General features: G+C 47.5%; 11 protein-coding genes and 1 tRNA gene. 2 read left to right on the top strand and 10 right to left on the bottom strand.

Annotated features, from left to right (window positions below; genetic code table 11):
* The first annotated feature begins 66 nt into the window (after positions 1 to 66).
* The gene (locus tag H6A28_RS04475; RefSeq protein WP_204475557.1) at positions 67 to 573 is read left to right on the top strand and encodes a flavin reductase family protein; all 507 of its coding nucleotides are present in this window, start codon (positions 67 to 69) and stop codon (positions 571 to 573) included.
* 98 nt (positions 574 to 671) lie between these two features.
* On the opposite strand, the gene H6A28_RS04470 is transcribed toward H6A28_RS04475, so the two are convergent.
* The 6 genes from H6A28_RS04470 to H6A28_RS04445 form a co-directional block, all read right to left on the bottom strand.
* Positions 672 to 1658, bottom strand: a complete 987-nt coding sequence (locus H6A28_RS04470; RefSeq protein WP_204479059.1) for a Ppx/GppA family phosphatase — start codon at positions 1656 to 1658, stop codon at positions 672 to 674.
* 16 nt (positions 1659 to 1674) lie between these two features.
* Positions 1675 to 3747, bottom strand: coding sequence for an RNA degradosome polyphosphate kinase (locus tag H6A28_RS04465; RefSeq protein ID WP_204475555.1), 2073 nt, complete (start codon positions 3745 to 3747; stop codon positions 1675 to 1677).
* Positions 3748 to 3817: 70 nt separating this feature from the next.
* Entirely contained in the window at positions 3818 to 4936 is a 1119-nt protein-coding gene (locus H6A28_RS04460; protein ID WP_204475554.1) for a glycosyltransferase family protein, read from the bottom strand.
* The gene (locus H6A28_RS04455; RefSeq protein WP_204479058.1) at positions 4933 to 5742 is read right to left on the bottom strand and encodes a UDP-2,3-diacylglucosamine diphosphatase; all 810 of its coding nucleotides are present in this window, start codon (positions 5740 to 5742) and stop codon (positions 4933 to 4935) included. The genes H6A28_RS04460 and H6A28_RS04455 overlap by 4 nt, the downstream gene beginning before the upstream one ends.
* Before the next feature lie 189 nt (positions 5743 to 5931).
* On the bottom strand, positions 5932 to 6123 hold the full coding sequence (locus H6A28_RS04450) for a type II toxin-antitoxin system HicB family antitoxin (protein ID WP_204475552.1): 192 nt from the start codon (positions 6121 to 6123) through the stop codon (positions 5932 to 5934).
* 461 nt (positions 6124 to 6584) lie between these two features.
* A tRNA-Gln gene (locus H6A28_RS04445) sits at positions 6585 to 6655 on the bottom strand.
* Positions 6656 to 6787: 132 nt separating this feature from the next.
* Between H6A28_RS04445 and H6A28_RS04440 the strand changes: the two genes are divergently transcribed.
* Positions 6788 to 10036 carry a S41 family peptidase gene (locus H6A28_RS04440; protein ID WP_204479082.1) on the top strand — a complete coding sequence of 1083 codons (3249 nt, stop codon included), beginning with the start codon at positions 6788 to 6790 and terminating at the stop codon, positions 10034 to 10036.
* A gap of 174 nt (positions 10037 to 10210) precedes the next feature.
* Here the strand turns inward: H6A28_RS04440 and tyrS are convergent, their stop codons facing one another.
* From tyrS to H6A28_RS04420, 4 genes are all read right to left on the bottom strand, one after another.
* On the bottom strand, positions 10211 to 11503 hold the full coding sequence (tyrS, locus tag H6A28_RS04435) for a tyrosine--tRNA ligase (protein WP_204479056.1): 1293 nt from the start codon (positions 11501 to 11503) through the stop codon (positions 10211 to 10213).
* Between the two features lie 75 nt (positions 11504 to 11578).
* Entirely contained in the window at positions 11579 to 12238 is a 660-nt protein-coding gene (locus H6A28_RS04430) for a TatD family hydrolase (RefSeq protein ID WP_204475550.1), read from the bottom strand.
* Between the two features lie 11 nt (positions 12239 to 12249).
* Entirely contained in the window at positions 12250 to 12471 is a 222-nt protein-coding gene (gene yidD, locus H6A28_RS04425) for a membrane protein insertion efficiency factor YidD (RefSeq protein ID WP_022353779.1), read from the bottom strand.
* The gene (locus H6A28_RS04420; protein ID WP_204479054.1) at positions 12468 to 12863 is read right to left on the bottom strand and encodes a ribonuclease P protein component; all 396 of its coding nucleotides are present in this window, start codon (positions 12861 to 12863) and stop codon (positions 12468 to 12470) included. Before H6A28_RS04420 ends, yidD begins: the two co-directional genes overlap by 4 nt.
* Between the last annotated feature and the right edge of the window lie 33 nt (positions 12864 to 12896).

Raw genomic sequence — 12896 nt, 5'->3', positions numbered from 1 at the left:
AGTTTAAAAAACGAAAATGGGAGAAAGAATTTCTTTAGCTTTGTAGAAATTTAAAGCGAACAGATTATGAGAGAAATCAGTGTGTCCGAATTGAAGGACAATATGTTTGATGCCATTGGCAAGGAGTGGATGCTGGTGACTGCCGGCACACCTGAGAAGTTTAACATGATGACCGCCAGCTGGGGAGGTACCGGCATCCTGTGGGGAAAACCGGTGGCATTTATTTTTATCCGCCCCGAACGTTACACGTATGAATTCATTGAAAAAGGCGATAAGCTGACCCTGTCATTCTTGGGAGAAGCCCATCGGGAGATACATAAGATTTGCGGAAGCCAATCGGGTAGGGACATCGACAAAGTTGCTGCTTCCGGCCTGAAACCATATGTGACGGAAGAGGGATACATTGGATATGAACAAGCCCGCTTGATATTGGAGTGCAAGAAGCTTTACGCCGATTTCATAGAGGCTGATAACTTTGTGGATAAGTTGTTGATAAACCGTTGGTATGGCGAAGAACATGGAGGATTTCATAAGATGTATATCCTTGAAATAGAACATGTTCTTGTGAAATAACAGCTTATTCACAGGATGTTCACAAGCTGTGGATAACAAAGCGGCCCTACAGGTGAATTTCCTGCAGGGCCGCTTTTATGATTTGTGGATAAGGTGTGTTATTCCTGCACCTCTTCCGCTGGAGTTTCTGGCTTCTTTTCTACTGTCGTATCCTTAAAGATTCGGTTGGTTTCTTCCAGATGGCTGGCATACAAACCATCGATGATGCCGTCTGCCAGACCGATGACAGGTACATAGATATATGTGGCATGAATGAGGTCGGCAATGGTCAGGAAAATATCTCCTGCCGGCACGATAACATCTGCCCGGTCGGGTTTCAGCTGGTACTTCTCCATACGTTCTTCGATGGAGAGTTTTTTCAGTTCCTCATGCAGCTGGTGCAAGGTTTCCACTGTCATCCGTTGTTTCTTCTTGTCCTTCTTGTCGGCCAGGCGATACAGTTTGTTGATGTTTCCACCCGAACCGATGATGTTGGTACCCGGGTAAGAAAGCGCCAGTTCCTGCATGTCGTTTCTCAACCGTTCCCATTCCGTATCTTTCACGGCATTGTTCAGGATACGGACCGTACCGATGTTATACGAGCGGCTGCACACCAGTGTACCTTGAGAAAGCAAGTTGATTTCCGTACTACCACCCCCTACATCTACATACATGTAGTTTCCGTTACGGTCTTCCATACATTCAATGTGGTTGTTGTAAATCATGTGGGCCTCTTCCTGTCCGTCGATGATTTCGATACGGATACCCGTCTTCTTCTCAATCCGTTTGATGATGGCTTTTCCGTTCTTGGCATCGCGCATGGCAGAAGTGGCGCAAGCCCGGTAGTCTTCTACGTCGTAGATTTTCATCAGGTGGCGGAATACCTTCATCAGACGCAGCATGTTCTTTTCCTTCTTTTCGGTAATCTTGCCCATGGCAAACACATCGAATCCCAAGCGAAGAGGCACACGCAGCAACAGTACTTTCGAGAAGAAAGCCTTTCCCTGTTCGTCTTCTTCCACACATTTGATGAGTAGACGTACCGCATTGGAACCAATGTCGATGGCTCCATAATTGGTTTCGCAGTTTTTTATGAGATTGTCCATAATAATAGTATTTAAGTTATTCTTCGGAATTTTCGGCCAAGTAGTAATTGTAGAGTGCTTCCTGTGAGCGGAAAGGAGTTTCCTGTCCTTCTTCACTCCAGAACTGGTTGTCGCCCAGTCCATCCACCACACGTCCCTGCAAGGTATCTTTCAGTCCGTATTCCACAATCCGTTTCATTTCACCTTTGATGGCCGGGTCATACACCGGGGTGATGACTTCGATACGGTGGTCGAGGTTGCGTGGCATCCAGTCGGCAGAACCCAGGAATATCTTTTCGTCTCCTCCGTTGGCGAAGATGAAGATACGTGAATGTTCCAGGTAGCGGTCGATGATACCGTGAATCCGAATGTTGGTGCTCAGGTTCGGAATGTTGGTAATTAAGGAACAGTTTCCACGTACCACCAGGTCGATGTCTACGCCTGCTTCGGAAGCCTCATACAGTTTGTCGACCATAATCGGGTCGGTAATGTGGTTGATTTTTATCTTGATGTAGGCTGGTTTTCCTGCTTTTTTGTTCTTGATTTCGTTGTTGATGAGGGTGATGAACTTGTTCTTCATTTCGTTGGGCGAAACGAGGAGTTCCTTGAACTTGATTGGTGTGTAAGGACGTTCGATGAACTCGAATACCTGATTGACATCCTTTACCAGTTTCGGGTAAGCCGTCATCAGCATGCAGTCGGTGTACATCCGGGCATTTCCTTCGTGGAAGTTACCGGTACTGATGCAAGCGATGTCCGGTCCGGTCTTCATACCGATGTGTGTAATCTTGGAGTGCACTTTCAAGCCTTCCACTCCGAAAATCACCTTGATGCCTGCATCCTGCATCTTCTTTGACCAGTTGATGTTGGAAGCTTCGTCAAAGCGGGCCAGCAGTTCGATGACCACAGTCACCTTCTTGCCGTTACGGGCAGCTCCAATCAAGGCCTTTACTACCTTGGAATCCTTGGCCAGACGGTAGAGTGTGATTTTGATGCTGGTGACCTGTTTGCTCACGGCTGCTTCCTGCAAGACTCGGATAAACGAGTCGAAGCTGTGGTAAGGCACATGGATGAACCGGTCTTTCTGCTGGATTTTTTTCAACAGGCTTTCCGGACCGTCGAGTTCCTTTTTTAGGATAGGCGGCCATTTCGGATATTTCAAGTTACTGTGTCCACAATCCGGGAATTTCATTAAGTCCTTGTGGTTCTGGTAGCGTCCGCTTTCAATCACCGTATCTAAGCTGTCGAGGTCGAGTTTTTTCAACACCCTTTTCAACAAGTCTTTCGGCATGTTGTTATCATAAATTACACGGAGAGGTTCGCCTCTTTTACGGCTCTTTACGCCTTTGGAAATTTTCTGGAGGGTACCTGTACGCAGGTCGTTGTCGATTTCCATTTCCGCATCGCGGGTAAACTTGAAGGCATAGGCTTCAAACTGGTCGTAACCCAGTCCCTCGAATACCAATGGGAGACAGCAGCGGATGACATCGTCCAGATACATCAGGTAGCTTTTGTTCTCATGGTCGGGCAGTTGCACGAAACGGCCGCAGATGTTGACCGGAAGCTCTAAAAAGGCATAATCCGGAGAGGGCTTGTTGCCGCTTTTACTCACTTTTACAGCCAGGTAAATATTTTCATCGTTCTCGTAGTCCAGCAACTTGATAGCCGAAAACCATACCGGCACGATGAATCCGTTCAGTTTTTCTTTATAGAACGACTGGATAAACTGCAGTTGGTCGGGAGTGACTTCCGAGTTGGATACCAGATAAATGTTTTCTTTTTTCAGTTCCTGTGTGACTGTGCTTACAGCCTCTTCGTAGTCTTTTACATAGCGTGCATTCAGCTTTCCAATCTGTTTGAGCAGCTTTTTGGCTTTCTCTTGTTCCTTGGCAGCCGATTTGTCCATACATTCGGCAATACGGCTCTGGGAGGCTACTCTTACCCGGAAAAACTCATCCAAGTTGTTGGAATAGATGCCAAGAAAGGCCATCCGTTCCAGCAAGGGCACATGACTACGGGTGGCTTCTTGCAGAATTCTGCGGTTAAAGTACATCCAACTGATGTCTCTTTCCAAATAAGGCTTTTCTTTCTTTCTATTTCTTGTTACCATAAAATCACTTTTTTGCAAAGAAAATGATTTTATGTTACAACATGATTTCAAAACGGTTATTTAGAATTTTTTACACAAACTCCTCCACCATATACATACCATGCAGGTTGTTTTGCGGGGCAAAGCGTTCTATTTCATTCAGAATGATATACTCGGCCGATCTTACCCATTGTGTGAACGGGCGGTTCGGTTTATAGCTCTGCGAAAAGCGCAACAGGTTGCTCAGGTTGAAGTTCCGGTCAATGATGCCGGCGCCGTTCTGCTGAGCATCGAAGGCATTGCATTCCTGCTCGATATGGGCCGGCACCATCAGGATGGGTTTTCCAAGGTACATGGCTTCGCACACAGATTCAAATCCGGCCGTGCTGGCGTAGGCTTTGCAGCCTGCCATCTGACGCAGGAATTCCGTGTCGTCGAGCTGGTAGAAGGAGAGGGTGTCATCGATTTTTTTCACCGGCTCTTCTTCCCAGTGGTCCCAGAAGAAACGCAAGGGTACCTCCGGATGCTTCTGATGCCATTGGAGAATGTTTTCCGAGAATCCGGCATTCAGCATGTAGCCGTGGATGTAGTTACCCGGCTTGCTTTCCTGTTGCAGTACGTCCTGACGCAACAAGGGAGGCACTACACTGATATGTTGGTGTTTGTCTTGTAGCATGGCTCGGAAGGAGAGAGCCAGTTTTTGCGAAGCCCCCAATGCGGTCAGCCGAGTGAAGAAATTCAGCATGAACAGGCTTCCTTTGTTTTTCTTGGGTAATTTGAACTGCGGGTGCAGGAACAGATACTGGTGTCCGATGCAGATTTGAGGCACCGACGGGCGGAAAAAGAAATAAGTCAGTCCGGTAAGCAGTTCGTAGAAATTGAGGACCAGATCAGCCTCCGTTTCCTGGATGCGATGATGAATAAAGCAAATACTTTCCGCATATTCCGGAAGCTTCATTAGATTGTAGAGTACACTTTTGGTCAGATTTGCCCGCTTGTTGGCATGAGTGGGCAAGAAATTCGGGCTGGTGAATTGCCGGATAGGAGCTTGAATGTTCCGTGTGAAAAATCCAGGAAGCCTTCTGGACTCACTTTTTCCTACAAGCACTTCCACCACTTCGTGTCCGTTGCTCCGAAGCAATTTCTCCATGGACATGGCTTGTGTGAGATGGCCGCGTCCTTCTCCTTGTACGATAAACAGCACTTTCATGAGGCAATCGGTAAAGGTATGACATGATTGTTTTCTTTCTCTCTGTCGGCTTGCTGTGCCAGTTCGGTGTAGTACACCACTTTCCACACGCCGTTTTCATCTTCCGTCAAGGCCGACATCGTTTCCACCCAGTCGCCCGAGTTCAGGTAGTGGATGTGGTTGATCATGCGGTTTTCCGGGTGATGGATGTGTCCGCAGATGACTCCCTCACATTGACGGTTGCGGGCGAAGTCCACCAGTACGTTTTCAAAGTCGGAAATATAGGACACGGCCGATTTCACTTTTTGTTTGATGGCCTGTGAGAGTGAGAAGTAAGGTTTTCCTTTTTTCACCCGGTAGCGGTTGTACTGACTGTTGAGCCACAGCAACAGCGTATAGCCCATGTCGCCGAGTTTGGCCAACCATTTCATTTGGGTGGTTACCTTGTCGAACACATCACCGTGCGTCACGAAATAATGCTTGCCGTTGCTTTCCAGTATGTAATCTTTCGTGATGGTCAGGTTGGCAAACTGTAGTGGGGCGAGGTTGTCCAGAAAGTCGTCATGGTTGCCACGGACGTAAATGATTTCCGTGCCATGTTTTTCCATCATTTTCATGATGATTTTGAAGAAATGTGTATGTGCCGGCTTCCATTTGCTGATACCCGATTTCTGCAAGTGCCATCCGTCGATGATGTCACCGTTCAGAATCAGTCGTCCGCAGTCGACTCTGCTCAGAAAATCGCTGATTTGATCCACCTTTGAATGCGTGGTCCCCAGGTGGATGTCCGAAACCACAATGGTCCGGTAATAAGGTCTATCTTCCATAGATACATGTTTTTCTTAACGCTTTACAAAGGAAAAGAAAGCATATTACAAGCGTGTGACTGTCAGGTGAATAACCTGTTTCATTTACAGGTGAATATACAAAAGAAAAACCATTTCAGCGTCTCGCGGAAATGGTTTTGAGAAATGACTAAATATCGGCAATTTATTTTACAATGTGTTTAAATAGTATCAGGCGATGTCTTCGATATAGAAAATAGAATTGAATTCACCATAAAATTCTTCTGCAGCGTCTTCCAGGTTTTCCAGCGCCTCTTCTTCTGTTTCACCATAAGCAAAGCATTGTTCGTGGTTGGCCAGATAAGCATAATAGGCTCCGTCGGGAGTACATTCCACTACATATTTACTTCCATTGATTTCCATTTTAACCTCCTTTTTAAAAGTCTGTTCAAAGGTCGGTTTTCCATGTTACAGAATGATTGCCAGGAGGTGACGTTTGCATGAAGAATTTACAAAGTCGGATGGAAGGGGTGTGAGGGAGCGGTAGGATGTAAGCGTTGGGCAGTTGTTCTTTCTGTATCAAAGAGTTTTTTAGGTTTCCCTTTAGGAAAACGTATGTTTTTCAGCCGGGAAACGTACGTTTCCGATAGGTGAAACGTATGTTTCTGGGAAGGGAAACCTAAAAAGGAGACGGGCGTTTGAGGAAAAACGAAAGGGGATTTAATGATGGGTATTCTTCGGATTTATTTGTCAGGATACACTTTATCCGTGATAGCAAGCAGAGGTGGCGATTCTTCAAAAGACCATTGATTGATGGATGGGGATGGGTGATAATAAAAAATCCCGCTAAAATTTTGTTTTAGCAGGATTCTGATTGAAAAACGTTGGACTACCAAGATTCGAACTTGGACAAACAGAACCAAAACCTGTTGTGCTGCCATTACACCATAGTCCAAACTTTATGTTGTTTTCCTCGGAAAACGTTGCAAAGATAAATGTTTTTAGGAATACTTTCCAAATAAATTCTGACTTTTTTTCCGTTTAGGAAGGGAATCCTTACCTTTGTTTTCAAAACCATTTGATTATGATGAAGAAAATATTGTCTGCATTAGTACTGGGAAGCACAGTGACTTGTGCCATGGCGGTTACTCCGTTGTGGATGCGTGATGTGCGTATCTCCCCAGATGGAAAAGAAATCTTGTTTTGTTACAAAGGAGACATCTATAAGGTGGCTTCCAAAGGAGGAGAGGCGGTACAGCTGACTACCCAGGATTCTTATGAATCGTCTCCGGTGTGGTCGCCCGACGGCAAGCAGATTGCCTTTGCCAGCGACCGCTTTGGGAATACGGATGTGTTTGTGATGTCGGCCAACGGCGGCTCGGCTCGCAGATTGACCACTAACTCGGCTTCAGAAATTCCTTCTGCTTTCACACCAGACGGAAAGTACATTGTGTTCTCGGCCAGTATTCAGGACCCGGCCAGCAGTGCGCTGTTCCCGACTTCTGCCATGACGGAATTGTATAAGGTGCCGGCTGAAGGAGGAAAAACGGAACAGATTCTGGGTACACCTGCCGAAATGGTTTGTTTCAATGCGGCGGGCGACAAGTTCCTGTATCAGGACCGGAAAGGTTTTGAGGATGAATGGCGCAAGCACCACACTTCTTCCATTACCCGGGACATCTGGATGTACGACATGACTTCAGGCAAGCATACCAACCTGACCAAACGGGCGGGAGAAGACCGTAACCCGGTGTGGTCGGCCGATGGCAAGGAAGTGTTCTTCCTGAGTGAACGCAACAAAGGTTCATTTAATGTGTATTCGTTCTCGCTGGATCACCCGGACCAGGTAAAGCCGCTGACTTCTTTCTCCACAAATCCGGTGCGTTTCCTTTCTATGGGAAGTGACGGAACGCTGTGTTATACGTATAATGGAGAAATTTATACACAGGCTCAAGGTGGAAAACCGGCAAAAGTAGCCATTTCACTGACACGCGATGACGAGGATATTCCGGTGACGTTGACCTATACGAGAGGGGCATCGGAAGCAGTGGTTTCGCCTGACGGCAAGCAGGTGGCTTTCATCGTGCGCGGCGAGGTGTTTGTGACCTCTGTAGAATATGGTACGACCAAGCAGATTACCCATACACCTGAAGCAGAAGAGGGACTGTCTTTCGGGGCAGACAACCGTACGCTGGTATATGCCAGTGAGCGGGAAGGAAACTGGCAGCTTTATAAGGCGGAATTTGAGCGGAAAGAAGATTTGAATTTCCCGAATGCCACTTTGATTAAGGAAGAAGTGCTGTTGCCTTCCAAGACCGTAGAGCGGATGTATCCGAAATTCTCACCCGACGGCAAGGAAGTGGCTTTCATCGAAGACCGTATCCGCCTGAAGGTGTTGAACCTCGAAACGAACAAGGTGCGTGAGATTACCGACGGAAGTACGTGGTATGAACTGAGCGGAGGTTTCCATTATGCATGGTCACCCGACGGAAAATGGTTTACGCTGGAATTTATCGGCAACAAGCACGATCCGTATACCGACATTGCTTTGGTCAGTGCCGACGGAAAGGGTAAACTCGTGAACCTGACCAACAGTGGTTATACCAGCGGGTCGCCGAAATGGACCATGGACGGTAATGCCATCCTGTTCACTACCGAGCGTTACGGAATGCGTAGCCATGCTTCCTGGGGCTCACAGGATGACGTGATGATGGTCTTTGTGAACCAGGACGCCTACGACAAGTACCGCATGAGCAAGGAAGATTACGAGTTGCAGAAGGAACTGGAGAAAGAACAGGAAAAGGCTGCGGAAAAGAAAGACGGAAAAAAGGACGATAAGAAAGAGGATAAAGACAAGAAAGAAGAGGCTGACAAGGTGAAAGACATCGTGGTGGAACTGGAGGGTATTCAGGACCGCATCGTGCGTCTGACACCGAATTCATCGAACATCGCTTCGGCCATTCTTTCGAAAGATGGAGAAAGCCTGTATTATCTGTCAGCTTTTGAACGGGGTTTCGACATGTGGAAACTGGATTTGCGCAAACATGAAACGAAACTGTTGCACAAGATGGGTTCCGGATGGGCCGACATGGAAATGGACAAGGAAGGAAAGAATCTGTTCGTATTAGGCTCGGGTTCCATGCAGAAGATGGACATGAGTGGAGAGAAGCTGAAACCGATTTCTTATCAGGCGGAAATGAAATTAGACTTGGCGGCTGAACGGGCTTACATGTACGATAACATGTGCCGTGAGGAACAGAAGCGCTTTTATGACGTCAATATGCACGGAGTCGACTGGAAGGCCATGACAGCTAATTACCGCCGTTTCTTGCCGCATATCAACAACAAGTATGACTATGCGGAAATGCTGAGTGAATTGTTGGGTGAACTGAACGTATCGCATACAGGAGGTCGTTATCGTCCGGCAGCCAAGGAAGCGACAGCCAGCTTAGGATTGCTGTATGACTGGAATTACACGGGCAAAGGCATAAAGGTGGACGAAATAGTGGAAAAAGGTCCGTTCGACCGGAAAACGACACAGGTAAAACCAGGTGTGGTGATTGAGAAGATTGACGGACAGTCGGCCGAGGGTGATTTTGCGGCGTTGCTGAACGGAAAGGCTGGCAAGAAGGTCTTGGTTTCCTTCTACGACCCCCAGTCGAAAGCCCGTTGGGATGAAGTGGTGAAACCCATCAGCGGTGGAGCTTTGAGCGGCCTGTTGTACGAACGTTGGGTGAAACAGCGTGCGGCAGATGTGGACAAATGGTCGAATGGGCGTTTGGGATACGTGCATATCGAATCCATGGACGACGGCAGTTTCCGTACCATCTATTCGGACATCTTGGGTAAATACAACAACCGGGAAGGAATCGTGATTGATACGCGTTTCAACGGAGGAGGCCGTCTGCATGAAGACATTGAAGTGCTCTTCAGTGGACACAAATACCTGACGCAAGTTATCCGCGGACGGGAAGCCTGCGACATGCCGAGCCGTCGTTGGAACAAGTCTTCCATCATGTTGCAGTGCGAAGCCAACTACTCCAATGCACACGGTACCCCGTGGGTGTACAAGCATCAGGGAATCGGCAAGCTGGTAGGTGCACCGGTTCCGGGTACGATGACCAGTGTGAACTGGGTACGGATGCAAGATCCGGATTTGATTTACGGTATTCCGGTCATCGGTTATCGCTTACCGGACGGCAGTTACCTGGAAAACAAGGAACTGGAGCCGGATGTGTATGTGCTGAATGCACCTGAAACTATTGTGAAAGGAGAAGATACACAGTTGAAGGCGGCCGTAGACGAACTGCTTAAAGAACTGGATGCGAAGAAATAAATGCTGAAGTTTCCGGAAGGGTTGCCTTCCGGAGATACAAAAAATACCGGTTGATTCATCAGGAGTCAGCCGGTATTTTTTTGTTCATGAAAGTACTGGCAGATTTCAGAACAAAAGAAAGGCTGCCCCAAATGGAATTGAGACAGCCTTTCGGTATCTTTTTTCTAAAAGAGTTTATTTGGCGATAACCAGATAATAGTTCTTCTTTCCGCGCTGTACGAGCAGGTATTTTTCATCCAGCAGGTCGGCTGCGGTGATTTCCTGGTCGAAAGCTGCTAGTTTCTCTTTGTTCAGGGAAACGCCGCCGCCTTGAACCAGCTTACGCATTTCCCCCTTTGACGGGAAGATGGCTGCTTTCTCCGTAAACAAGTCTACGGCCTTGATTCCGGCTTCGATATCCGTCTTGGATACTTCAAACTGAGGAACCCCTTCAAATACAGAAAGAAGGGTGTCTTCGTCCAGTCTCTTCAGAGCGTCTGAAGTGGCTTTTCCAAACAGGATACCCGAAGCTTCCACTGCCGCATTGTAATCGGCTTCTGAGTGAACCATGATGGTCACTTCCTTGGCCAGACGTTTCTGGAGCACACGTGCCTCAGGAGCCTGGTCGTGTTCAGCAATCAGGCCTTCGATTTCTTCCTTGCTCAGGGAAGTGAAAATCTTGATATAGCGTTTGGCATCTTCGTCGCTTACGTTCAGCCAGAACTGATAGAACTTGTAAGGAGAAGTATAACGAGGATCCAGCCAGATGTTTCCTGATTCTGTCTTTCCGAATTTGCCTCCGTCGGCTTTTGTAATCAGCGGGCAGGTCAGGGCAAACACTTCTCCTCCGTTGGTACGGCGAATCAGTTCGGCACCAGTCGTGATGTTTCCCCACTGGTCAGAACCACCTAACTGAAGTTTGCAGTTCTTGGTTTCATACAGATGCAGGAAGTCGTATCCTTGCAACAACTGATAAGTAAATTCTGTGAAAGAAAGACCGTCGCGGGCTTCTCCGTTCAGACGTTTCTGTACGGATTCCTTTGCCATCATGTAGTTCACGGTGATGTGTTTTCCTACGGTGCGGGCGAAATCCAGGAAAGAGAAGTCTTTCATCCAGTCGTAGTTGTTTACCAGTTCTGCGCGGTTCGGGGCATCCGATTCAAAATCGAGGAATTTGCCCAATTGCTTCTTGATACACTCCTGATTGTGGCGCAGGGTTTCCTCGTCCAGCAAGTTACGTTCCTGTGACTTGCCTGAAGGGTCTCCAATCATACCAGTAGCACCGCCTACCAGTGCCAGCGGTTTGTGGCCGCAGCGTTGGAAATGACGCAACATCATCACGCCACACAGGTGACCGATATGCAACGAGTCGGCTGTTGGGTCAATACCCAAGTAAGCCGTCACCATTTCCTTCTTCAGCAGTTCTTCTGTTCCTGGCATCATGGTATGTATCATTCCACGCCATCTTAGTTCATCTACAAAATTCATCGAATGAAATTCTTAGTTTAACATTTTATTTAATACTGGAGCAAAAGTACGACACTTTCTCTGAATAACCAATTTTTAGCGATTAAAAAAGAGATGGTTAGCATTTTCGTGGAGGGCTTTGATGAGGCTTTCCAGAGTCGTTCCGCGCACGGAGGCAACTTCGGAATAGAAGGCCTGGAAATCGATGTTTTCTTCATCGCTTTCCAGTAGCAGTCTCTCTACCGGTACGGCGGACAAGGCTTTTTCCTGGTATTTCTTTCCAAAGGAGAGATAGAATCCGTGCCGGAGCAGGTCTTCGGTCAGTTCTTTTTTCCCTCTGAATCCGTGGATAATCCAGGGTTGCGCAGGATGATGTTTCTTTTGGAGCGCCAGAAGCTCTGTGGTGGCCTTGACGGCATGAATAAGCAGTGGAAGATGGCATTGCTCGGATAAGTCGATGGCTGTCTGAAAAGCCTTCTCTTGCAGTGGGAAAGGAGTGTCGCACAGTTTGTCGAGTCCTGCTTCTCCTATGGCTACTACCCGTGGGTCGGAAGAAAGGCAATGTTTCATCCAGTTTATTTGTGACGGAAGATTCTCTGCCGACAGGTACCAAGGATGAAGACTGACCGAGAGAAACCGGGCCTGTTGAAATGCCGCAGAAGTGGATTCTGCCATGCTGCAGCTGAGAATGGCAGTGGTCTGTGCATCGTGAGGCAGGTGATGGGTATGTGCGTCGAAAAAAGGAGTCTCAACCATAAAGCAGAAGATTAGGGAACCGGGTCGTATCCGGAGCCTCCCCACGGATGGCAGCGGAGAATACGCCGTATGGCCAAATACAATCCTTTCAGGGGACCGTGTTTTTTTATGGCTTCAATGGCATATTGTGAACACGTGGGTGTGAAACGGCAGGAAGGAGGTGTGAAAGGAGAAATGCAGTTCCGGTAAAAGTAAATGGGAAGCAAAAGAAGAAAAGTCAGGATTTTTCTCATACCAGACGTTCTGCGGTAAGTTGTAACAATTTGACTACCTTAGCTTCTACTTCAGCGGAATCATGGAGTTCGTTGTCCAGCCAGATAAAGGCCAGGGTCACTTTTTTGTTCGAATTCTTCAGCGGGTCAATCAGAATCTGCTTGTGCTTGCGGTAGGCCTCGCGTATCTGGCGTTTCACGCGGTTACGCTTAACCGCCCGTTTGAATCGTTTCTTGGGCACGCTGATCAGGATGGTGGCTATGGGCAGAGTCTCTCCTTCTACCGGCATGTAGACAATGCGCAGAGGAAATGCAGGAAGCGACTTGCTGCCTCCTGTAAAGAGTTTCTCTATCAGTATCCGGCTGTTCAGCCGTTCTACCTTCGGTAAAGTGGGTTTTTGAGACTCGGTCATAGACACATATATAAAAAAGTAACAAAGCGAAGT

It is taken from the genome of Bacteroides mediterraneensis (assembly GCF_016900355.1).
Taxonomy (GTDB): Bacteria; Bacteroidota; Bacteroidia; order Bacteroidales; family Bacteroidaceae; genus Phocaeicola.
Note: the sequence above shows the minus strand (reverse complement) of the source record. Positions and strands in the feature narration are given on the sequence as shown.